We start from the raw sequence: 22,834 nt of genomic DNA on the forward strand, positions 1-22,834 counted from the left end.
CCCCCACCGTCCGTCCAGGAACGGTGGGGGCTGGAAATACCCGCGCGCTTTCGCCATAAGCGGGGGCGTGCGAGTCGTCTCCTGGAACGTCAACGGTCTGCGCTCCATCCACCGCAAGGGCTTCCTCCCTTGGCTGTCCAAGGCCCGGGCGGACATCGTGGGGCTGCAGGAGGTGCGCGCCCGCGTGGAGCAGCTGCCCGCGGAGGTCCGCGCCCCGCGCCGTTGGAAGACCCACTTCGTGGCCGCGGAGCGCCCCGGCTACAGCGGCGTGGGCCTCTTCAGCCGCCACGAACCGGAAGAGCTCACCACCACCCTGGACGCGCCGGAGATGGACGCGGAGGGCCGCCTCCAGTTCGCCCGCTTCGGCAAGCTGACCGTGGTCAACGGCTACTTCCCCAACGGCAACGGGAAGGACCGCGACCTGTCCCGCATCCCCTTCAAGCTGGACTTCTACCGCCGCCTCTTCGCGCGCCTGGAGAAGCCCCTGCGCGACAACCAGCGCGTGCTGGTGATGGGGGACTTCAACACCGCCCACCAGGACATCGACCTGGCGCGCCCGCGTGAGAACCGGGAGACGAGCGGCTTCCGCCCGGAGGAGCGCGCGGAGTTCGACCGGTGGATCCGCTCAGGCTGGGTGGACACCTTCCGCCACTTCAACGCTTCGGGCGGCCACTACTCCTGGTGGAGCCAGCGCGCCGGCGTGCGCGAGAAGAACATCGGCTGGCGCATCGACTACGTGCTCGCCACCCCCGCGGCGCTCGCCTTCGTGAAGAAGGCCTCCGTGCACGCGGACGTCCACGGGTCGGATCACTGCCCGGTGAGCGTGGACCTGGACCCCGCGGTCCTCGCCTGAAACCCCTCATGCCCAAGGGATTCCCCTCATGAACGCACTGCTCTCCATCTGGACCTGGCTCGAGGTGGCCCTCGTCGCCCTGGTGGGCTTCTTCGTCCAGCTCTTCCTGCTCGCCGTCACGTTCCTGTTCGACAAGCGCCGCTACGTGGTGGGCCGCTGCTTCCGCCTGGTGGGCGTCACCGCCGCGAAGCTCACGCCCTACTGGCGCTTCGGCGTGCACGGGAACGTGCCGGACCGCGTGGCGCCCAACACCGTGGTGGTGAGCAACCACGAGTCCAACGCGGATCCGTTCCTCATCTCCCACCTGCCGTGGGAGATGAAGTGGCTGGGCAAGAAGAGCCTCTTCAAGGTGCCCGTGGTGGGCTGGATGATGGGCATCGCCGGGGACATCCCGGTGGAGCGCGGCGACCGCGACTCGGCCACCGGCGCCATGGCGCGCTGCAAGCAGTGGATGCAGAAGGGGATGCCGGTGATGATCTTCCCGGAGGGCACGCGCTCCAAGACGGAGGAGCTCCTGCCCTTCAAGGACGGCGCCTTCCGGCTCGCCATTGAAATGCAGGCGGACGTGCTGCCCCTGGCGGTGAGCGGCACGCGGCTGGCGCTGCCCAAGCACTCGTGGCGCTTCGCCACGTCGCGCGGGCTGGTGACGGTGGGCACGCCCATCTCCACGAAGGGGATGACGCTGGACGACGTGGAGTCGCTCAAGAACCAGGCGCGCGCCCAGATTGAAGCCCTGCGCGCGTCGCTCAAGCCGCTGACGGGGAGCGCGGCCCCCGTGCCGGCGGCGGACGCCAACGCCGCCCGCTGAGAGACCGGCGGGCCGGGCATCCGTCGTCCATCCACACCGCTTCCCAGATTGTTCTTCCCCCCAGGGTTGTCTGGACTATGGAGTCCCCAGGTCCGGTCTCCATGGACAGCTCGGCGCGAGGCGCCCGGGAAGGAAGCGTGTGATGACGCTGGGCGGTCCACGTGAAGAGCAGCGGGTGTCCACGGGCATTCCCGGCCTGGACACCGTGCTGTGCGGCGGCCTGCGCAAGGGCCGCATGTACATGGTCCTGGGCCTGCCGGGAGCGGGCAAGACCATCCTGGCCAACCAGATCTGCTTCCATCAGGCGGCCCAGGGCCAGCGCGTCCTCTACCTCACGCTCCTCGCCGAGTCGCACACGGAGCTGGTGAGCAACCTCCAGACGCTGTCGTTCTTCGACCCGGCCTGCGTGCCGGGGAAGATCAGCTACCTGAGCGCCTTCACCATCCTGGAGCAGGGCGGGCTGGACGCGCTCGCGGAGCTGGTGCGCAAGGAGATCAGGGCGCACAAGGCCTCGCTGCTGGTGCTGGACGGCCTGCTGGCGGCGGAGGAGCTGGCCCCGTCGCGGCAGGCGCTCAAGAAGTTCATCCACGGCCTCCAGGTCGTGACGAGCCTCATCGGCTGCACCACGGTCGTGCTCACCACCGGCGGCGAAAAAGGTCTGCGCGCCGAGCACACCATGGTGGACGGCCTCATCCTGCTCCAGCAGCGCACCTTCGGCGTGCGCACCCTGCGCGAGCTGAGCGTGCGCAAGTTCCGCGGCAGCGCGTACAAGCTGGGCCAGCACGGCTTTGAAATCACCGGCGACGGGCTCACCGTCTACCCCCGCCTGGAGTCCATGGTGGACGGCAACCTGGTGCCCGGGGCGGGGACGCGCGAGCGCGACGCCTTCGGCGTGGCCGGCCTGGACGCAATGCTCAAGGGCGGCGTGCCGGCGGGCTCCACCACCATCCTCCTGGGGCCTCCGGGCAGCGGCAAGACGCTGCTGGGCCTGAGCTTCCTGGCGGAGGGCGCGCGCCAGGGGGAGCGCAGCCACTACTTCGCCTTCTACGACGCGCCGGAGCGGATGCTCGCGCAGGCGGCGGGCGTGGGCCTGCACCTGCAGCCCCTGATGGAGCGCGGGGACCTGGAGGTGAGCTTCCGGCCTCCCACGGAGAACATCCTCGACAAGCTGGGCACGGAGCTGCTGACGCTCGTGCGCAGCGGGCGGGTGCGGCGCATCTTCCTGGATGGCTACGAGGCCTTGCTCCGCGCCTCCACGCGCCGTGTGCGGGTGGCCCGCTTCCTGGCGGCGCTCGTCAACGAGTGCCGGGTGCGCGAGGTGACGCTCCTCTACACGGCGGAGGCCACCGCCGCGTTCGGGCCGGAGGTGCGGTTCCCGCTCAAGGGCATCTCCATGGTGGCGGAGAACATCCTGTTCCTGCGCATGGTGGAGCTGCACTCCGGGCTGCGCCGCGTCATCGCGGTGCTCAAGGTGCGCAACAGCGCCTACGATTCCGCCCTGCGTGAGCTGGAGATCACGGGCAGGGGACTCAAGGTGGGCCAGCCCTTCGAGGAAGGGCAGATGTTGATGACGGGGCTCGCGCGCACGCGGACCCCGGAGCCGACCCCGGTGCCAAAGCCCCGCCGCAAGCCGCGCGCGGGCACCACGTCCTCCGCCAGGGCGACTCCGTCGAAGCCGCGCCGCAACGTCCGCAAGCGCCGGGGCAACTGACCATGGGGCCCGTCCTCATCGTCGACGACGAGTTCGGCATCGTGGAGGCCGTCCGCGATCTCTTGTCCGACGAAGGCTACCGCACGGCCATCGCGCTCAACGGCCGCGAGGCCCTGGAGCGGATGCGTCAGGAGCGCCCGGCGTTGGTGCTGCTCGACTACATGATGCCGGTGCTCAACGGGCCGGGCGTGCTGGAGTCCATGCACCAGGACCCGGCCCTGAAGGACGTCCCGGTGGTGATGATGAGCGCCAGCCCGCCGGAGTTCTGGCAGCACCTGGCCGTCGCGGGCTTCCTGCCCAAGCCCTTCGACATCGATCAGCTGATCGCCATCGTCCGGCGCATGGTCGGCCCGCCGCCGCGGACGCACTGAAGCAGCTCCAGCCCTTTCCTGCGTCGAGGTGAGGCCCCGCGCATCCTGGCGCGGTGTGGCCCCCTGACGCCCGCGCTCCATCCGACCCATACACGGCGCACTGCATCAACAACTTGACCGCACGGCGTGTGTTCCCGGCTGCTTGCAAATGGGTAAAAGGGGCTGGTATTTCTTCGTCAATCGAACGAACTCGCATGTTCGCGATGGGCGGGGACGCGGGACGGCTTCTGCCACCAGGAGCCCGGGTGACGAGAGAGCGCGGATTCTCCTCTGGCATATGTCGGCGTGGGTAACGCGACGCAGCATGCGGGCGGCGGCTTTCAGCAGGTTCGTATTTCTTCGCCGTAAGAACGAAGTCATCCCAGCAAGACAACCCGGAGGGGATTCATGCTTCGCAACAAGCGTTTCGCGTGGATGTTGGCGGCCGTTGGCGTTCTGGCGACATCGGGGCTCGTGGGCGCCTGTGATCCCGAGGACGAGCCGCAGACCCCCAGCACCCAGAACGACGCCGGCACCAAGACGGACGCGGGCACCAACACCGACGCGGGCACCAACACCGACGCGGGCACCAACACCGACGCGGGCACCAACACCGACGCCGGGACGACCACGGACGCCGGGACGACCACGGACGCGGGCACGGAGACGGACGCCGGCACCACCACCGATGCTGGCACCCAGGCGACGCTGCCCCTGGCCGTGGACGGCACCTGGGCGCCCAGCGGCTACATGGGATCGGGCGGAGGCAATCAGGGCGGTCTGGTGGACGAGCCCGTCTGCCACACGCCCCGCCCGGGCGCGGGCCTGGGCACCTGCCACAAGTTCACGGCCACCCAGAAGAACGATGCGTGGGCCGGTGTCTTCTGGCAGTTCCCGGAGGGCGCCTGGGAGGATGACCCGCGCCCGGGCTTCCAGGTGCCGGATGGCGCGAACGCCGTGACCTTCTACGCTTGGAGCGAGACCGGCGGAGAGGTCGTGAACTTCTTCGCGGGTTACGAAGGCAAGGACGGGTGGACGAAGAAGATCGAGGTCACGCTGACCACCGAGCCCAAGCAGTACACGCTGGACATCAGCAAGATCCGCTACAGCACGGTCGGCGGGGGCTTCGGCTGGTCGGCGGGCGGGCTGGACGTCAAGCCGCTTGTCCTCTTCATTGACGACATCCAGTGGAAGTAACCCCCACCTGAGCGCCCGGTGCGCCAAACCAGGAACGTGAGCGGACGATGAGAGCGGGAACGGCGGTGTTGACGGTCGACGCGGCGGGCATGCGGGCCCAGAACAGCGGGCTGCTGCTGAACATGATCTGGCGCGAGCGTCAGATCTCCCGGGCGGAGATTGCCCGGCGCACGGAGCTCAGCCCGTCCACCGTCTCCGCCATCGTCGCGGACCTGGAGCAGGCGGGCCTGGTGCGCAGCATTGGCGCCGGGGTCTCCCGTGGAGGCCGCCGTCCCACGCTCATCGGCTTCTGCGATGAAGCGTTCAGCCTGGTGGGCGTCGAACTGGGCGCCTCCCACGTCACCGTCGTCCTCACGGACCTCCGTGGCCGCGTGCGCACGCAGAGCAAGGCGAGCCACGCGGTGCGCGGCGATCCGGAAGGGTCGCTGCAGAAGGCGAAGGAGCTGATCCAGGAGTGCCTGGAAGCCGAGCGCGTCCCGCGCCGCTCCGTCGTCGGCATGGGGGTGGCCGTGCCCAGCCCCGTGCACCCGGCGGCGCCCGGCAAGATGTCCCCGCTCATCCTCCCCGCGTGGAAGCACGTGGACGTGAAGGACTGGTTCCAGACCACCTTCGACATGCCGGTGTTCGTGGACAACGACGCGAACCTCGGCGCGCTGTCGGAGTGCTTCTGGGGCGCGGGCTCCGGCGGCGAGGACCTCACGTACATCAAGCTGGCCACCGGTATCGGCGCCGGTCACATCATCCACGGCGACGTGTACCGGGGCGCCGGCGGAACGGCCGGTGAAATCGGCCACATCCCGGTGGACTCCAACGGGCCGCTCTGCGTGTGCGGCCTGAGGGGCTGCCTCGTCACGCTCATCGGCTCCACGGCGCTCACGGAGCGCGCGCGCGAGCTCATGGGCACCCGCGGCCGCAAGGGCCCCACCGTGCGCGACCTGGTGGAGGGCGCCCGCACGGGCGACGCCGCCGCGAAGCAGATCATCGACGGCATGGGCGCCTACCTGGGCATCGCCGTGGGCGGCCTGCTCAACCTGTTGAACCCCGCCATCGTCGTGCTCGGCGGAGAGATTTCGTCCGTGGGCGAGATGCTGCTCGACCCCTTGCGCGCGTCCGTGCGCCAGCGCGCCCTGTCCGTCTCCATGGCGGAGACGCGCATCGTCACGTCCACGCTGGGCGAGCGGGCCATCGCCGTGGGCGCGGCCACCCTGGTGCTCCAGGCGGCGCTGCGCGACCGCTCCCTCTTTCCCACGCAGACCGTCGGGAGAACCGCATGACATCGCGCCGTGGTGTCCTCGCCCTGGCCCTCTCGGGCCTGGGAATGGCTTCGTGTGATCCGGCAGCAGGTCTGGATAACAAGCAAAACGAGCAACCCAGGCCCGTGACGGAGCAGCCGGGGACGGGCTGGGAGATCGTCTGGCAGGACGAGTTCGACGGTCCGGCGGGCTCGCTGCCCGCGGCGGAGCGCTGGGTCCCGGACGTGGGCGGGGACGGGTGGGGCAACGGCCAGTACGAATACAACACCGCGCGGGCGGAGAACGCGCAGCTGGACGGTGAAGGCCACCTGGCCATCATCGCGCGCAAGGAGCGCTACGGCGGCAATGACTACACGTCCGCGCGCCTGACGACGAAGAACCGCTACAGCAAGGCCTACGGCCGCGTGGAGGCGCGCATCAAGCTGCCCACGGGCCGGGGAATCTGGCCGGCGTTCTGGCTGCTGGGCGCGGACGTGGACTCCGTCGGCTGGCCCGCGTGCGGCGAGATCGACATCATGGAGCACAAGGGGCAGATCCCCTCCGTCGTCAGCAGCGCGGTGCACGGGCCGGGCTACTCCGGGGGCGGGAACATCGGCCGGCAGCACGCCGTCTCCGGGCCGCCGCTCGCCGAGGACTTCCACCTCTACGCGGTGGAGTGGGAGCCGGAGCTGCTGCGCTTCATCGTCGACGACACGGTCTTCTTCGAGGTCACCCCGAAGAGCCTGCCCGCCGGCCGGAAGTGGGTCTACGACCATCCCCACTTCATCATCCTGAACGTCGCCGTGGGCGGTTCGTTCGTGGGGCCTCCGGACTCCAAGACGGTGTTCCCGCAGACGATGAAGGTGGACTACGTGCGCGTCTACGAAAGGGCCGCGCAGTGAGGTTCGCCCGCGCGCTGCTGCCACTGGCGTTGCTGGTGGCGTGCTCGTCCGAGCCGCGCCCCCGGCCGCCGGGCGTGCTGTTCGTCTCCGTGGAACAGCAGAGCGCGTGGGTGCGCAACTTCAACCCGCTGTTCGCGGGCGCCGGTGCGCGCTGGCCCACCCGGGCCGGTGTGTACGAGTGCATGGAGATCTTCAGCTCCGCGCAGGGCAGGTGGGTGCCGTGGCTCGCCACCGGCCATGCGTGGTCGGAGGACCAGCTCACGCTGCGCTTCCACCTGCGCGATGGCGTCCGCTGGTCCGACGGCAAGCCCTTCACCGCGGACGACGTCGTCTTCACCTTCCACCTGCTCAAGCAGCACGCGGCGCTGGACGCGGGCGGCGTGTGGCGCTTCCTCACGGACGTGAAGGCGGAAACCCAGGGCACCGTCGCCTTCACCTTCTCGCGCGTGTACCTGCCGGGCTTCAGCGACCTGGCGCACCAGATCATCGTCCCCCAGCACGTCTGGAAGGACATCGCGGATCCGGTGACGTTCACCAACCCGGAGCCGGTGGCCACCGGGCCCTTCACCCAGGTGACGCTGTTCCGCAACCAGGTCTACGAGCTGGGGCGCAATCCGCACTACTGGCAGCCCGGCAAGCCCGCGGTGTCCGCGCTGCGCTTCCTCGCGTTCCCCACCAACGACCAGGCCAACATGGCGCTGGTGGAGGGGGAGGTGGACTGGGCGGGCAACTTCGTGCCGGCGGTGGACCGCACCTTCGTGTCGCGCGACCCCGCGCACCACGCGCGCTGGTTCCCGCTCTACGGCAGCACCGTCTTCCTGTACCCCAACACCACGCGCCCGCCGCTGGACGACGTGCGCGTGCGCAAGGCGCTGAGCATGGCGCTGGACCGCGACCGGCTGGTGGAGGTGGCCATGTATGGCTACACCCGCCCCGCGGACGCCACCGCGCTCAACGACGCGTACACCGGCTGGAAGGACGCGGACGTCGCGAAGGACGCGTGGACGCGCTACGACCTGGACGCGGCCAACAAGCTCCTGGACGAGGCGGGCCTCACGCGCGGCGCGGACGGCCTGCGGCGCCTGAAGGACGGGCAGCCCTTCACGATGGACCTGGAGGTCGTGAGCGGGTGGTCGGACTGGGTGCGGGCAGGGCAGGTGGTGGGCCGCGACCTGCGCAAGCTGGGCATCGGCGTGACGCTCAAGACGTACGAGTTCGGCACCTGGTTCACGCGCCTGCAGAAGGGTGAGTTCCAGCTGGCCATCTCCTGGTCGCTGGACGGGCCCACGCCGTACAACTTCTACAAGTGGCTCCTGTCGCCGCGCACGGTGCGGCCGGTGGGGGAAGTGGCCGCGGCCAACTGGCACCGCATGGGCGATGCTCAGGCGGATGAGCTGCTCATGCGCTTCGAGCGCGCCGGCACGCCGGAGGAGCAGCACGCGCTGATGTCCCAGGTGCAGCGGCGCTTCTCCGCCGTGGCGCCCGCGATTCCCCTGTTCCCCAACCCGTCCTGGGGCGAGTCCAACTCCTCGCGCTTCACGGGCTTCCCCACCGAGCAGAACCCGTACGCGCGGCTCGCGCCGCACGCGGAGCCCGACAGCCTGCTGGTGCTGACGGAGCTGTCCCCGAGGGAGCGCTGACCATGGGCCGCTACATCCTCCGGCGACTGGGCTTCTACCTCATCGCCGCGTGGGCCTCGCTCACGCTCAACTTCGTGATTCCGCGCCTGGCGCCCGGCGACCCGGCGGCGGCCATGTTCGCGCGCTTCGAGGGCAAGGTGGCGCCGGAGGCCATGGGCGCGCTCAAGGCCGCCTTCGGCTTCACGGACGCGCCGCTGTATGCCCAGTATCTCACCTACCTGAAGCACCTGGTGCAGGGCGACCTGGGCATGTCCTACGCCTACTTCCCCGCGCGCGTGTCGGAAGTCATTGGCACGGGCCTGATGTGGACGGTGGGGCTGGCGGGCGTGGCGGTCATCATCAGCTTCGTCGCCGGGTCGTTCCTGGGCGTGCTGGCCGCTTGGAACCGGGGCGGGTGGCTGGACTCGGGGCTGGCTCCGGCGCTCGCGTTCCTGGGGGCCTTCCCTTACTTCTGGCTGGCCATGCTGGCGCTGTACCTCTTCGGCTTCGTGCTGGGGTGGTTCCCGCTGCGCCACGCGTACGGGCACGACATGGAGCCCGGGCTGTCGTTCGCGTTCGCCGCGGACGTCGCTCGCCACGCGGTGCTGCCCGCGTCCTCCATCGTGGTGGCCACGCTGGGCGGGTGGATGCTGGGCATGCGCAACACGATGGTGGCCACGCTGGGCACCGACTCCATCCGCCTGGCGCACGCGCGCGGCCTGCCGCCCCGGCAGGTGATGCTGCGCTACGCGGCACGCAACGCGCTGCTGCCCAACGTCACCAGCTTCGGCATGGCGGTGGGCTTCGTGCTGTCCGGTTCGCTGCTCACGGAGATCGTCTTCTCCTATCCGGGCACGGGCTACCTGCTCATCCTCGCCGTGCGCAACCAGGACTACCCGCTGATGCAGGGCCTGTTCCTGGTCATCACCCTGGCGGTGCTCGCGGCGAACTTCGCCGTGGACCTCCTCTGCCTCTGGCTGGACCCGAGGACCCGCGCCCATGCGTGACTTCCTGCGAAGGCTCTCCCGCCACCGGAAGGCGGCGGTGGGCGGCAGCCTGCTCTTGTTCTTCCTCCTGCTGGCGGTGGTGGGGCCCTTCTTCGTGATGGACCCCATGGAGCTCGTCGGCCGGCCGCACCAGCCGCCCAACGCGGCGCACTGGTTCGGCACCACGGGCCAGGGACAGGACGTGCTCGCGCAGACGGTGGTGGGCTCGCGTCAGACGCTGGCGGTGGGCTTCGCGGTGGGCGCGCTCGTGACGCTGATTGGCGCGCTGGTGGGCATCACCGCGGGCTACCTGGGCCGCCGCGTGGATGACGTGCTTTCGCTCACCACCAACGTGTTCCTGGTGATTCCCGGCATGCCGCTGGCCATCGTGCTGGGCGCGTACCTGCCGTCCGGACCGCTGCGCATGGTGGCGGTGCTCACCGTCGCGGGCTGGGCCTGGAACGCGCGCGTGTTCCGCGCGGAGTCGCTGGCCCTGCGCGGGCGCGACTTCGTGTCCGCGGCGGTGGTGACGGGGGAGAGCCATTCGCGCATCGTGTCGCGCGAGCTGCTGCCCAACATGGCGGCGCTGGTGGGCTCGTCGTTCATTGGAAACACGCTCTATGCCGTGGGCGCGCAGGTGGGCCTGGAGTTCCTGGGCCTGGGCGACGTGAGCGTGGTGACGTGGGGCACCAACCTCTACTGGGCCGGCAACGACGCGGCGCTGCTCACGCGCTCCTGGTGGATCTTCGTCCCCACGGGTCTGTGCATCGCGCTGGTGGGCTTCGCGCTCACGCTGCTCAGCTCCGCCATCGACGAGCTGGCCAACCCCGCGCTGCGCGTGCACAAGCCGGCGGCGCTGCCCGCGAGCACCGCGCCTCGCGCGCAGCTGGAGAAGCCGGTGCCGGGCGTGCTCCTGCGCGTGCAGGACCTGTGCATCGACTACGCGACGGAGAAGGGTGCCCACCGCGTGGTGGACGCGGTGTCCTTCGACGTGGCGCCCGGCGAGGTGTTCGGCCTCGCGGGTGAGTCCGGCAGCGGCAAGTCCACCATCGGCTCCGCGCTGCTGGGCCTGCTGCCTGCCTCCGCGCGCGTGTCGCAGGGGCGCATCCTCTTCAACGGCATGGACGTCGCCGCGCTGGAGGGCCCGGCCCTGCGCGCGTTCCGCTGGCGTCAGGTGTCCATGGTGTTCCAGAGCGCCATGAGCGCGCTCAACCCGGTGCTCACGCTGGGCGAGCAGTTCCACGACACGCTCGCGGCGCACGGCCGCGTGTCTCGCGCCGCGTCCTATGCCCGCGCGCGGGAGCTGCTGGGCATGGTGGGCCTGTCTCCGGACCTGGTGACGGCGTGGCCGCACCAGCTCTCCGGCGGCATGCGGCAGCGCGTGGGCATCGCGCTGGCGCTGGCCCTGGAGCCCCGGCTGGTCATCATGGACGAGCCCACCACGGCGCTGGACGTCGTGGTCCAGAAGGAACTGCTCCAGCGCATGGTGGAGCTCCAGCAGCGGCTGGGCTTCGCCATGCTCTTCATCACGCATGACCTGCCGTTGCTGCTCGCGCTGTCGGACCGCGTGGGCGTGCTCCAGGGCGGCAAGCTGGTGGAGGTGGACACGTCCGCCAACCTGCGCGCCGGCGCCCGCCACCCGTACACGCAGCTGCTCCTGTCCTCGTTCCCGCACCTGTCCGCGAAGGACGCCGCGCCGCCTCCGGTGCAACAGGCGCCGGAGCTGTCCGTGTCGCGGCCGTCCACGCGCGTCGCCGCCATCCCCGGAGGTCACCGATGAGCGCGCCCCTCCTGGAGGCCGAAGGGCTCACCCGCAGCTACCTGGCGGGCGGCTTCTTCTCCCGCGAGCGCAAGCCCATCCTCAAGGGCGTGTCCTTCTCCCTCCAGCCGGGGGAGATCGTCGCGCTGGTGGGCGAGTCCGGCAGCGGCAAGTCCACGCTGGCGCGCCTGCTGGCCCGGCTGGACATGCCGGACTCCGGCCGGCTGCGGCTCGCCGGGCGCGACGTGCTGGCGGACGGTGGCGCGCAGGCGTCGCTGGACTACCGCGGCCGCGTGCAGATGGTGTTCCAGGATCCGTTCGCATCCCTCAACCCCGTGCACACGGTGGCGTACCACCTGGAGCGGCCGCTGGTGCGGCATGGACGCGTGCCGAAGTCCGGCCTGCGCACGCGGGTGCTGTCGCTCTTGGAGTCCGTGGGCCTGACTCCGGCGGAGGCCTTCGCGAAGCGCTACCCGCATGAGCTGTCCGGTGGCCAGCGCCAGCGCGTGGCGGTAGCGCGCGCCCTGGCGGTGGAGCCGCAGGTCATCATCGCGGACGAGCCCACGTCCATGCTGGACGTGTCCACGCGCAAGGGCGTGCTGCAGCTGCTTCGCGGCCTCACGCAGGAGCGCGGCATCGGCATCCTGTTCATCACCCACGACCTGGCGAGCGCGCGCCACCTGGCCGACCGCATCCTCGTGCTCTACGCGGGCACGGTGGTGGAGGCGGGCAGGGCGGATGAAGTGCTGCGCCAGCCGCGCCACCCGTACACGAAGCTGCTCTTGTCCGCGGTGCCGGACGGAGACGACTTCCTCCAGGCCGCGCTGCCGGTGCGTCCGACGACGCAGGCGCCGCCGCTCGTGGGCTGTCCCTTCGCCCCGCGCTGCCCGGTGTCCGAGCCGCGCTGCTCCACCCTCACTCCTCCCGACGTCCTCCCGGCCGCGAATCACCTCGTCCGCTGCCACCTTGAAGTTCCGAAAGGAGTTACCGCCGATGCGTCAGTTTCCTCCTGACTTCCTCTGGGGCGTGGCCACCTCCGCGTATCAGATTGAAGGGGCCACCCGCGCGGACGGCCGTGGCGAGTCCATCTGGGACCGCTTCGCCGCCACCCCGGGGAAGATCCAAGACAAGTCCGACGGCTCGGTGGCCTGTGAGCACTACCGCCGCTGGCCGGAGGACATCGAGCTGATGCGCTGGATGGGGCTGAAGTCCTACCGCTTCTCCATCGCGTGGCCGCGCATCCTCCCGGACGGCCGGGGCCGGGTGAACGCCCCGGGCGTGGACTTCTACTCGCGCCTGGTCGACTCGCTGCTGGGCGCGGGCATCGAGCCCTTCGTCACGCTCTACCACTGGGACCTGCCGCAGGTGCTGGAGGACCAGGGCGGCTGGCCCGCGCGCGCCACCGGTGGCGCCTTCGTGGAGTACGCGGACGTCATCAGCCGCGCCCTGGGTGACCGCGTGAAGCGGTGGATCACCCACAACGAGCCCTGGTGCATCAGCTACCTGGGCTACGGCAACGGCGAGCACGCGCCGGGCCACAAGGACTGGAACAAGATGCTGGCCGCGGCGCACACGCTGATGGTGTCGCACGGCAACGCGGTGAAGGTGCTGCGCGCCAACGTGCGGGACGCGGAGGTGGGCATCACCCTCAACCTCACGCCCGGCGAGCCCGCGTCGCCCAGCCCGGAGGACGCGGACGCCACGCGCGACTTCGACGGCGGCTTCAACCGCTGGTTCCTGGAGCCGCTCTACGGCCGGGGCTACCCGAAGGACGTGATTGAAGACCACGTGAAGGCGGGCCGCATCGCGTCCCCGCACCTGGACTTCATCCAGCCCGGCGACCTGGAGACCATCGCCACGCCCACCGACTTCCTGGGCGTGAACTTCTATTCGCGTGCCGTCCTGCGCAGCAACCGCATCCCGGAGGAGAAGAACGCGCCGCGCACCGTGTTCGTGCGCCCGGACAAGACGGACATGGACTGGGAGGTGTGCCCGGCCTCGCTCACGCGCCTGCTGGTTCATCTGGAATCGGAGTACCAGCCCGGCCCCATCTACATCACGGAGAACGGCTGCGCGTACTCCACCGCCCCCAGCGCGGACGGCCGCGTGCACGACGTGCAGCGCGTGGAGTACCTGCGCGGGCACCTGCAGGCGTGCAGTGACGCCATTGGCCAGGGCGTGAAGCTGGCCGGTTACTTCGCGTGGTCGCTGCTGGACAACTTCGAGTGGGCCTACGGGTACACCAAGCGCTTCGGCCTGGTGTGGGTGGACTACGCCACCCAGCAGCGCATCCCGAAGGACAGCGCCCATCTCTATCGCGACGTCGTGGCCCAGAACGGCCTGGACGTGGAGCAGGCCGCTTGAAAAGGCTCTTCCTGACGACGTGTCTGGCGCTGTGCGGCGGCACCCAGGCTTTCGCCCAGGTGTCCGGCGCGGACTCGCCCGTGCCCGAGCAGCCCACTCCGGATCGCCCTCCGTTGATCCACGAGGCCCCGGCCGTCGCGCCCTCGGACGCGAAGCGCACGACGGTGACGCGGATCATCCACGACGAGCGCGGCTTCAAGCTCCAGGTGGACGGCAGGGACTTCCCCGTCCACGGCGTGAACTGGGGCTACACGCCCATCGGTGAGAACTACCGGTACTCGCTCTGGACGCAGCCGGAGGACTTCATCAAGCAGGTGCTGGCCAAGGAGATGGGGATGCTCCGCGACGCGGGCTTCAACGCCATCCGCCAGTTCGACGACATCCCGCCCGTCTGGGTCGAGTACATCTACCGGAACTACGGCATCCACACGCTGCTCAACCCGCTGATGGGGCGCTATGGCCACCCGGTGAACGGGGTCATGGTCGCCAACATCGACTACTCGAACCCCGAGCACCGCAAGGCCATCCTCGACGCGCTGGCGCAGAAGGTGGAGGTCTACCGCGACGTGCCCGGCGTCCTGATGTGGCTCCTGGGCAACGAGAACAACTACGGCCTGCACTGGACGTCGTTCGAGATCGAAGCCCTGCCGGGCCACGAGGACGCTGCGCGCGCGGAGTCGCTGTACTCGCTCTACGGCGAGGCGGCCCGCACGGTGAAGAAGCGGGACACGAACCACCCGGTGTCCATCGCCAACGGCGACCTCCAGTACATCGACCTCATCGCCAGGCACTGCCAGGACCTGGACGTGCTGGGCACGAACGTCTACCGCGGCCCCACCGCGCGCGACCTGTTCGCGGAGGTGAAGGCCAAGCTCAACAAGCCGGTGTTCTTCAGCGAGTTCGGCGCTGACGCCTACGACGCCCGCGCGGGCCGCGAGGACCACGTGGCACAGGCGGAGTACCTGCGCACGCAGTGGGAGCAGATCTACCTGGAGGGCTACGGCCAGGGCCTGTCCGGCACGGCCCTTGGCGGCTTCGTGTTCCAGTGGGTGGACGGCTGGTGGAAGCACGGCCAGGAGTCCAACCTCTCCATCCACGACACCACCGCGACGTGGCCCAACGGCGGCTACGCGGCCGACTTCGTCCCCGGCCAGAACAACATGAACGAGGAGTGGTTCGGCATCGCGGCCCTGGGCCCGCCGGACTCCAACGGCATCAGCGGCATCCAGCCGCGCACGGCCTACTACGTCCTGCAGGCCGTCTTCCGCCTGGACCCGTACGCGCCCACCACGACCCCGGACGCCATCCGCGACTACTTCGCGGGCATCCGTCCGTCCGCGCTCACCAGCGGCTACACGTCGTCGGTGGCGCTGGCGCGCACGGAGGAGCTGAGCGCGGTGCGCGTGTCCAACCTGCGCCTGCTCCTGGATAGCTCGCTGTCGCGCGGGAGCATCGCGACGACGCGGCCCAACCGGAGCGCCGCGGACCACACCGAGTCCATCTTCTTCGACCTGGCGCTGCAGCCGGCCAGCGGCGTGTACGGCCGCGCGTCGTTCAACGTCGTGGGCAACGTGGCGCAGAACCGGCTCAACAACCTGTTCTACGAAAACCGCGGCACGCCTGCCACGCCCGGCGCGGGGCAGGTCCCCGTGGGCCCCGGCACACCGGCGCGCGAGCAGTCCCCGCTGGATCGCTTCGCGCTGTACCAGGCGGAGTTCAAGTTCGACCGCTCCGACTTCGCGCTGGAAGGCTACTACCGCACCGGCCACTACCACTGGGGCGAGGAGGGTGACTTCTTCAACCTCTATCGCGAGGCGAACTACGGGCCGAACATCGACATCTACCACGGCAACGCGCCCTTCGGCGTGGTGTTCAGCGGCAAGAAGGCCATCGACGGGCTGAAGATCGCCATCGGGCCTGAGCTGTACTGGGGCGCCAACCCCTCCGTGGTGGCGAAGTACCGCGACAACGTGGGCCCGGTGAACGTGACGCTGGTGCACCAGGAGGACCTGGCCCAGGGCTCGTCGTCGTCCACGGCCTCCGTGGTGCGCGAGCGCATCGCGCGCAGGACGGCGCTCAACTTCCAGTACGCCACCGGCAAGCTGGTGCTGGACGTGGGCGGCCTGCTCGCCGCGCCCCAGCGCATTGGCGAGACGTTCACGTACACGCGCGCCGCTCCCGACGGCGCTCCCAGCTACCTCAACAGTGGCTACGACGTGCTCCAGGACAAGGTGCAGTTCCTGGACACGCTGGGCGCCAAGGCGCGGCTCACCTACGACATGGGGATGGTGCGCTGGCTCTTGCAGTCCTCCATCCGCGGCCTCGTCGCGGACAGCGGGCCGGAGCACGGCAACGTCATCACCGGCTGGAGCCTGCGCGAGAGCGGCCGCGGCAACCACTACGCGGGACAGCTGGGCGCGGCGCTGCAGTTCGGCTCCATCCAGGTGTCGCCCAACGTCCTGTACCAGAAGCCCCTCATCGGGCCGAACCCCACCATCCAGGACACGTACGACCCCGGCTCCGGCATGTACTACGCGGGCGTGAAGCCGCGCAGCGTGCTGGTGGACGCGTTCAGCGTGCTGGACAACCGCGAGACGCTGGGCGGCGAGCTGCTCATCACCTTCGACCCGACGCCGGGCACCTGGTTCTGGTCGTGGGACCGCGACATGCGCGAGGACGCGCCGTTCGCCGCGGGCCTGGACATCGTCTACCGGCACCAGCCCACGTCGCGCGACGCGGGCATCGCCATCCTCGCGGACGGCAGCACCATCGCCTTCGGCAGCGCGCCGGTGGCCCGCGATGAATGGGAGACGTCCCTGCGCCTGGTGGGCAACCCCACCCAGCGCCTGCGCCTGTACGGCACGGCCTACGTGGGCAGCCAGCAGTCCTCCGGCGAGGACAGCCGGCAGATCCACCGCTTCGGCCTGGACGGCTCCGCGCTCTACGACACGCTGCTGCTCGCGGCCCAGCTGCGCTTCAACGACTGGGGCCCGTACGACTACCACCGCGTCTTCAACCTCACCTACCCGGTGCAGCTGGGCGGGGACCTGTCCTACGGCCTGAAGAAGCCGGTGCTGGGCGCGGTGACCACGCGCTTCGGTCTGCGCGGGCTGGTGCGGATGCTGAACGAATACTCCGAAGGCCTCAACGAGCAGGGCATCGCCGACGGCCTGAAGGGTCGCGAGTACGAGGTGGGCGCGTATGCCATCCTTTCTCTCTGAGGGAACACGCATCATGAGGACTGGTTTCCTGCTGGCCGCCGTGGCCGCGCTGTCCGGCTGCTACGACGACCCGACCATCATCTACGGCAAGTCCCTGGACGACATGACCTTCACGGTCACGGACCCGGCCATGGGCATCTACCCGAACACCTCCGTGCTGGAGGATCCGGACAACCCCTTCGCGATGTCGGGGGTGGGCACGGAGACGAAGTGGCAGATCCAGTCCGGCGCGGACCCGGTGGCGGCGTACTACGCGTGGGCCACGGTGCTCGCGAACGGGCCGTACGGTGAGGCGCAGTACTACGTGGCGCTCAACCTGGCGGCCATCTACCAGCGCGGCCTGGCGGATCAGGCCAGCCTCGCCCAGACGCGCGAGATGGCGGTGAAGGCCTACCAGTCCGTGCTCGACAACTTCCCGGACGCGGTGACGTACGACGCGTCCGGCACGGTGGCCTACGAGCTGGTGACGCCCTCGTACAAGGGCGTCGTCGAGCTGGGCGGCACCGTGGCGGGCGGCTGGGTGATGGTGAAGACCTCCAGTGGTGCGGACCGGGCGGTGAGGCCATGAAGAAGCCAGTGTGGGGCTTGTTGCTGCTGCTCGCCGCCTGCCGCCCGGATCCGGGCCCGGCGGACTACAGCGGCCAGGAGCTGCCGGACAACCAGAACCCGGACGGTGGGACGCAGCCCTCGGACCTGCTGCCCGGGCCGTTCCCCTACGAGGCCGGAAAGGCCCGCCTGTCAGTGGGCATCTTCTACGAGACGGGCCGCTCGCAGGCGATCGTCTTCGACGACATCGATTCCAAACTCTACCTCTACGATCAGACCGCCTACGTGGAGTCAGACCCGGAGCACATCGAGGGCAGGTCCGCGGACCGCATTGTCTATAGCGGCCAGGCGTGGCTGGGCCTGGGCGTGCACTGGTTGAAGCAGACGCAAAACTTCGATGCCTGGAAGACGCTCCACGTGAGCATGAAGTCATCCGACCCCGGCTTTGCCAACGTGAAGGTCGGCATGTCCCACGGCATAGGCGTGGGCAAGGAAAAGGGCTTCCAGTTGGCGGTCTCGAAGTACGGCTGGGCCAACGATGGTGAGTGGCACCACCTGGCCATTCCCGTCGCGGACTACGTCGCCGCGGGCCTGAAGCTCAACGACGTCTCGTCGCCGTTCACCTTCGGGACCGAGGGTGGAGCGACCGGTCAGTCCCTCCTGCTCGACAACCTGTACTTCACCGCGGACTAGGCAGGAACGCAGCGCCAGGACGGGTGGGCCGGCTGTCGCCGTGTGACAGCCGGAACGCCCGAGCCTTGTCTTGAGGTCAGCTCAAGGAGCCATCCCCCTATGTCTGAATCCTTGCCGCGGGTGTCGAGCCCCTGTCTCCGTGATGCGCCGCGTGTCTGGCTCTTACAAGCCTTCGCGGCGGTGCTCACGCTGGTGTCCCTCCTGGGCGGCTCCAGCGCCCTCGCGCAGACGAACGTCGCGCTGAACAAGACCACCTATACCTCCTCCGCGGAGACTCCATTCCTGGGCCAGTACGCGGTGGACGGCGACGGTGGCACCCGCTGGGCCTCCGGCTTCACGGCGAACGAGTGGATCACCGTGGACCTGGGCCAGACGCGCACCCTCTCGCGCGTGGTGCTCACCTGGGAGGCGGCGTACGCGACCGTCTACAAAATCCAGGTCTCCACCAACAACACCACCTTCACGGACGCGCTGACGGTGAACACCGGCGACGGCGCGGTGGACGACCTGTCGCTGCCCTCCGGCACCACGGGCCGCTACGTCCGCATGCAGGGCGTCACGCGCGCGCTGCCCGCGTATGGCTATTCGCTGTGGGAGTTCGCCGTCTATGAGACGGGCGGCACGCCGCCGCCCACCAACACGGACCTGGCGCGCAACCGTCCGGCCACCGCGTCCAGCGTGGAGGCGGACGCGGCCGGGCTGCAGCCGGGCTTCGCGTTCGACGGGGACGTCAACACGCGCTGGGCCTCCGCGCAGGGCGTGGATCCGCAGTGGATCCGCGTGGACCTGGGCTCGTCCCAGGTGGTGGGCAAGGTGGTGCTGGACTGGGAGGGCGCGTACGGCAAGACGTACACGATTGACGGCTCCAACAACGACAGCACCTGGACCACGCTCAACACGGTGACCAACGGCGCCATCGGCCGCCGGGAGATTCCGGTGTCGGGCACGTACCGCTACCTCCGCATGCGCGGCACCGAGCGCGGCACGGGCTATGGCTATTCGCTGTGGTCCTTCGAGGTCTACCAGAACGGCGGCACCACGCCTCCGCCCACGCAGACCACCAACCAGACCATCAAGCTGAACTTCCCGGAGCTGGCGTACGCGAAGATCAACGTGTCGCCCACGCCCCTGTCGGTGACGCCGGTGCCGGAGGAGGGCAACACCACGCCGTCCGTGCGCAACCCGCCCGGGCCCTTCACCTACCAGCTCACGTTCCCGCCCAACACGACGGTGACGCTGTCGAAGAACCAGTTCTCCCCGACGCAGCCCAACACGGACATCCGCCTGGCGGTGGTGGATTACAACGGCGTGCAGCAGCGCGCCCAGTCCGTCACGGCGCTGGCGGTGCAGGGCGCGGACTGGAACGTCGAAATCTTCGCCACGGGCGGCGGCCCCACGGATCCGCGCGACCCCACCATCATCCCGGACCCGTACGTGGCGCCCGCGCCGCTGCCGGTGGCCGGGGCGTTCCGCCTGGCCTCGCCGGCCAACAACGCGATGGTCACCACCACCCGCCGCCCCACGCTGTCGTGGGCCCCGGTGACGGGCGCGACGAACTACAAGCTCTACGTCAACCTCACGCGCGACGACTACGACTGGATGGCGGCGGGTAACCTGTTGGATCGCTACACGCAGGTGGCGTCGCAGACGGGCACGTCCTTCACCTTCACGGAGGACCTGCCGGACCGCTGGACGTACAAGTGGTACGTCGTGGCCACGCTGTCGGGCGGCGGCACGTCGCGCTCGGACATCGGCAACTTCAGCGTGTACCTGCCGGTGGTGGAGACGCAGGCGGACGGCGTCAACCTGATCAATGGCATCCGCGACCTGAACAAGAACGGGACGATTGAGCCGTACGAGGACTGGCACAACCCCGTCTCCGTGCGCGTGAACGACCTGCTGGGCCGCATGACGCTGCGCGAGAAGGCGCTGCAGATGTTCTACGACGCCAAGACGTACCCGGAGGCGGGCTTCCAGATGGGGCCCCTGTCGCCCACGGACATCCCCCTGTTCCAGAAGGCGTCCGCGGCCACGCGCCTGGGCATCCCGCACATCGACGCGGGTGACACCATCCACGGCTACAAGACGAGCTGGCCCACGCAGCCCGCGCTGGCCGCCACGCGCGACCTGGACACCATCCACGAGATGGGGGACATCCAGCGCCGCGAGCAGCTGGCCATTGGCAGCCGCGGCACGCTGTCGCCGCTGGCGGAGGTGAACACCAAGGTCCTGTATCCGCGCACGCAGGAAGGCAACGGCGAGGACGCGGACCTGGCGGCGGGCATCACCCGCGCGCTCATCGCGGGCCTCCAGGGTGGCCCTGAGGTCAACCCGGGCTCCATCTGGGTGACGACGAAGCACTGGCCGGGGCAGGGCGCCGGCGGTGAAGCGGGCATCACCTACGACGGCACGACGATTCACTACCACATGCGTCCGTGGCACGCGGCCATCGAGGCGGGCACCAGCGGCATCATGCCGGGCTACGCGGGCAGCTGGCTGCTGGGGCCGGAGGGCTACGGCGCGGGTGACAACCCGGGCATCCTCAACTACCTGCGCAACCAGCTGAAGTACGACGGCGTCATCTGCTCGGACTGGCTGCCGTCGGGTTCGTGGGTGCGCTCCGCCTCGGCGGGCTCGGACGTGATGGGCGGCGCGACACCGCAGGCCATGGCCAACTTCGAGAACGAGGTCCCCGTCGCGCGCATCAACGACTCCGTGCGCCGCATCCTGGACCTGAAGTTCCGCCTGGGCATCTTCGAGGACCCGTACAAGCAGGGCCCCGCCGGCACGTCCCAGTGGCACACCGCGGACAGCAAGGCGGCGGTGCGCCGGGCGTCCCAGGAGGCCATGACGCTGCTCAAGAACGACGGCGCGCTGCCCATCCGTCTGCCGGCGGGCGGCAAGCTGGTCATCGCGGGGCCGCGCGCGGACGACATGTCCTGCATGGTGACCTGGCGCTCGGACTTCCATGGCAACGAGTTCGGCGACCCGACCATCTACGCGGCGGTGAAGGCGCGCGCGGAGGCCGCGGGGCTCACGGTCTACAAGGACAACGCGCCCGCGGGCGTGACGCCGGACGCGGCCATCGTCGTCGTGGGCGAGAGCTACTTCACGCACGGCACGGAGTGGGACAAGGAGAAGCCGTACCTGCCGGGCGACCCGATTGGCCCGGCGCACGACGCGAAGTGGGGCGACCAGTACGCCGTCATCAACAGCTTCAAGTCGCGCGGCATCCCCACGACGGTGGTGGTCATCAGCCCGCGTCCGTACGTGCTGACGAACGTGGTGCCGCGCTCCAACGCGCTGATGCTGGCGTACCGCCCGGGCGACATGGGCGGCTACGCGGTGGCGGACGTGCTGTTCGGCGACGTGCTGCCGCGTGGCAAGACGCCGTGGCAGCTGCCCCGGTCCATGAGCCAGATTGGCACGGACGTGGAGAACAACCAGCTGGAGAAGTGGGACCTGCCGTTCGACCTGGGCGCGACGGACGCGGAGCGCACGGCCATCCGCCAGAAGATCGCGGCGGGCCAGCCGGTGCCTCCCACGTACGGCAACCCGCTGTACCAGTATGGCTCCGGCATCCAGGGCTTCGGCCTGACGGACGCGACGCCGCCCGCGGCGTTCAGCCTGCTGACGCCCGCGAACAACGTCGTCATCACCGGCACGCGTCCGGCGTTCACCTGGACCGCGAGCAGCGACGCGCAGACGGGCATCCAGCGCTACGAGGTGTTCCTGGACGGTGGTTCGATGCCGGTGGCCATCACCAAGACGCCGTCGGCGGCGCTGGATGGGCTGAAGCTGGCGAACGGGACGCACACCTGGTTCGTGAAGGCGTTCAACTGGGCGAACGGCGTGACGCAGTCCGCGACGTTCACCTTCACGCTGAACGACACGACGCCGCCCGCGGCCTTCGCGGCGCTGTCGCCGTCGGCCGGGCAGCCGGTGCCGGGTACGTCCACGCGCTTCATCTGGGAGCAGACGACGGACGTGGGCGCGGGCGTGGCGGAGTACGTCCTCATCGTGGACGGCGCGGACCGCTCGCCGTCCATCCTGCGCAGCACGCCGGTGCCGGCGGGCACGAACCTGGCGCGGGGCAAGAATGCCTACGCCACGTCCGTGGAGTTCGGCAGCGCGAACGACGCGGTGGACGGCAGCCTGACGACGCGCTGGTCCAGCGTGGGCACGGCGACGACGGGCGACACGGAGTCCATCACCATCGACCTGGGGGCCATCTACTCGCTCAAGCGCATCGTGCTGAACTGGGAGGCCGCGTACGGCCGCCGCTATGTGCTGGAGGCGTCGCTGGACGGCTCCACCAATTGGACTGCGCTGAAGACGGTGGACACCGGCGACGGCGGCATCGACGACTGGACGGTGGCCGGCGTGGGCCGCTTCGTGCGCATGCGCGGCGTGCAGCGCGCGACGGCGTACGGCTACTCGCTGTGGGAGTTCGAGGTCTACGGCGTGGGCACGGAGCAGACGACGCTGAACGGCCTGTCCACGGGCTCGCACACGTGGCGCGTGCGCGCGGTGGACGGCGCGAACAACACCACGCTGTCCTCGGGGCCCATCAGCTTTACGAAGTAGAGGTGA

General features: G+C 69.7%; 16 protein-coding genes. All 16 read left to right on the top strand.

Annotation, left to right across the window (positions count from 1 at the left end):
• Positions 1–67 precede the first annotated feature (67 nt).
• The 16 genes from D7X96_RS20045 (at position 68) to D7X96_RS20120 (ending at position 22,828) form a co-directional block, all read left to right on the top strand.
• Positions 68–853, top strand: coding sequence for an exodeoxyribonuclease III (locus tag D7X96_RS20045; RefSeq protein WP_120548912.1), 786 nt, complete (start codon positions 68–70; stop codon positions 851–853).
• Between the two features lie 28 nt (positions 854–881).
• Positions 882–1,661 carry a lysophospholipid acyltransferase family protein gene (locus D7X96_RS20050; RefSeq protein WP_121724401.1) on the top strand — a complete coding sequence of 260 codons (780 nt, stop codon included), beginning with the start codon at positions 882–884 and terminating at the stop codon, positions 1,659–1,661.
• A 142-nt stretch (positions 1,662–1,803) separates the two neighbouring features.
• Entirely contained in the window at positions 1,804–3,372 is a 1,569-nt protein-coding gene (locus D7X96_RS20055; protein ID WP_121770469.1) for an ATPase domain-containing protein, read from the top strand.
• A 2-nt stretch (positions 3,373–3,374) separates the two neighbouring features.
• A complete protein-coding gene (locus D7X96_RS20060) occupies positions 3,375–3,743 on the top strand; it encodes a response regulator (RefSeq protein WP_120548915.1) in 369 nt (122 codons plus the stop codon).
• 387 nt (positions 3,744–4,130) lie between these two features.
• On the top strand, positions 4,131–4,919 hold the full coding sequence (locus D7X96_RS20065; RefSeq protein ID WP_120548916.1) for a hypothetical protein: 789 nt from the start codon (positions 4,131–4,133) through the stop codon (positions 4,917–4,919).
• Positions 4,920–4,966: 47 nt separating this feature from the next.
• Complete coding sequence (locus D7X96_RS20070) at positions 4,967–6,193, top strand: ROK family transcriptional regulator (protein ID WP_120548917.1); 1,227 nt, start codon at positions 4,967–4,969, stop codon at positions 6,191–6,193.
• Positions 6,194–6,297: 104 nt separating this feature from the next.
• Positions 6,298–7,053, top strand: coding sequence for a glycoside hydrolase family 16 protein (locus D7X96_RS20075; RefSeq protein ID WP_244219662.1), 756 nt, complete (start codon positions 6,298–6,300; stop codon positions 7,051–7,053).
• Positions 7,050–8,693 carry an ABC transporter substrate-binding protein gene (locus tag D7X96_RS20080; RefSeq protein ID WP_121770471.1) on the top strand — a complete coding sequence of 548 codons (1,644 nt, stop codon included), beginning with the start codon at positions 7,050–7,052 and terminating at the stop codon, positions 8,691–8,693. The genes D7X96_RS20075 and D7X96_RS20080 overlap by 4 nt, the downstream gene beginning before the upstream one ends.
• 2 nt (positions 8,694–8,695) lie before the next feature.
• Positions 8,696–9,679, top strand: a complete 984-nt coding sequence (locus D7X96_RS20085; RefSeq protein WP_120548920.1) for an ABC transporter permease — start codon at positions 8,696–8,698, stop codon at positions 9,677–9,679.
• Positions 9,672–11,438: a dipeptide/oligopeptide/nickel ABC transporter permease/ATP-binding protein gene (locus D7X96_RS20090; protein WP_121770472.1), complete on the top strand. Its 1,767-nt coding sequence runs from the start codon at positions 9,672–9,674 to the stop codon at positions 11,436–11,438. Before D7X96_RS20085 ends, D7X96_RS20090 begins: the two co-directional genes overlap by 8 nt.
• On the top strand, positions 11,435–12,430 hold the full coding sequence (locus tag D7X96_RS20095) for an ABC transporter ATP-binding protein (protein ID WP_120548922.1): 996 nt from the start codon (positions 11,435–11,437) through the stop codon (positions 12,428–12,430). Before D7X96_RS20090 ends, D7X96_RS20095 begins: the two co-directional genes overlap by 4 nt.
• Positions 12,411–13,781, top strand: a complete 1,371-nt coding sequence (locus tag D7X96_RS20100; protein WP_120548923.1) for a GH1 family beta-glucosidase — start codon at positions 12,411–12,413, stop codon at positions 13,779–13,781. The genes D7X96_RS20095 and D7X96_RS20100 overlap by 20 nt, the downstream gene beginning before the upstream one ends.
• Positions 13,778–17,002: a glycoside hydrolase family 2 TIM barrel-domain containing protein gene (locus D7X96_RS20105; RefSeq protein WP_121770473.1), complete on the top strand. Its 3,225-nt coding sequence runs from the start codon at positions 13,778–13,780 to the stop codon at positions 17,000–17,002. The genes D7X96_RS20100 and D7X96_RS20105 overlap by 4 nt, the downstream gene beginning before the upstream one ends.
• Positions 17,003–17,015: 13 nt before the next feature.
• Complete coding sequence (locus D7X96_RS20110; protein ID WP_199746901.1) at positions 17,016–17,570, top strand: hypothetical protein; 555 nt, start codon at positions 17,016–17,018, stop codon at positions 17,568–17,570.
• Positions 17,567–18,241: a hypothetical protein gene (locus D7X96_RS20115; protein ID WP_120548926.1), complete on the top strand. Its 675-nt coding sequence runs from the start codon at positions 17,567–17,569 to the stop codon at positions 18,239–18,241. The genes D7X96_RS20110 and D7X96_RS20115 overlap by 4 nt, the downstream gene beginning before the upstream one ends.
• A 99-nt stretch (positions 18,242–18,340) precedes the next feature.
• Entirely contained in the window at positions 18,341–22,828 is a 4,488-nt protein-coding gene (locus D7X96_RS20120; protein WP_121770474.1) for a discoidin domain-containing protein, read from the top strand.
• The last annotated feature ends 6 nt before the right edge of the window (positions 22,829–22,834 follow it).

This window comes from Corallococcus interemptor, assembly GCF_003668875.1.
GTDB lineage: Bacteria > Myxococcota > Myxococcia > Myxococcales > Myxococcaceae > Corallococcus > Corallococcus interemptor.

Bases quoted from the DNA above. Each gene is read 5' to 3' on its own strand.
- D7X96_RS20115 (WP_120548926.1), top strand. From the start codon at position 17,567: ATGAAGAAGCCAGTGTGGGGCTTGTTGCTGCTGCTCGCCGCCTGCCGC.
- D7X96_RS20050 (WP_121724401.1), top strand. From the start codon at position 882: ATGAACGCACTGCTCTCCATCTGGACCTGGCTCGAGGTGGCCCTCGTC.
- D7X96_RS20090 (WP_121770472.1), top strand. From the start codon at position 9,672: ATGCGTGACTTCCTGCGAAGGCTCTCCCGCCACCGGAAGGCGGCGGTG.
- D7X96_RS20110 (WP_199746901.1), top strand. From the start codon at position 17,016: ATGAGGACTGGTTTCCTGCTGGCCGCCGTGGCCGCGCTGTCCGGCTGC.
- D7X96_RS20095 (WP_120548922.1), top strand. From the start codon at position 11,435: ATGAGCGCGCCCCTCCTGGAGGCCGAAGGGCTCACCCGCAGCTACCTG.
- D7X96_RS20120 (WP_121770474.1), top strand. From the start codon at position 18,341: ATGTCTGAATCCTTGCCGCGGGTGTCGAGCCCCTGTCTCCGTGATGCG.
- D7X96_RS20085 (WP_120548920.1), top strand. From the start codon at position 8,696: ATGGGCCGCTACATCCTCCGGCGACTGGGCTTCTACCTCATCGCCGCG.
- D7X96_RS20060 (WP_120548915.1), top strand. From the start codon at position 3,375: ATGGGGCCCGTCCTCATCGTCGACGACGAGTTCGGCATCGTGGAGGCC.
- D7X96_RS20065 (WP_120548916.1), top strand. From the start codon at position 4,131: ATGCTTCGCAACAAGCGTTTCGCGTGGATGTTGGCGGCCGTTGGCGTT.
- D7X96_RS20070 (WP_120548917.1), top strand. From the start codon at position 4,967: ATGAGAGCGGGAACGGCGGTGTTGACGGTCGACGCGGCGGGCATGCGG.
- D7X96_RS20100 (WP_120548923.1), top strand. From the start codon at position 12,411: ATGCGTCAGTTTCCTCCTGACTTCCTCTGGGGCGTGGCCACCTCCGCG.
- D7X96_RS20055 (WP_121770469.1), top strand. From the start codon at position 1,804: ATGACGCTGGGCGGTCCACGTGAAGAGCAGCGGGTGTCCACGGGCATT.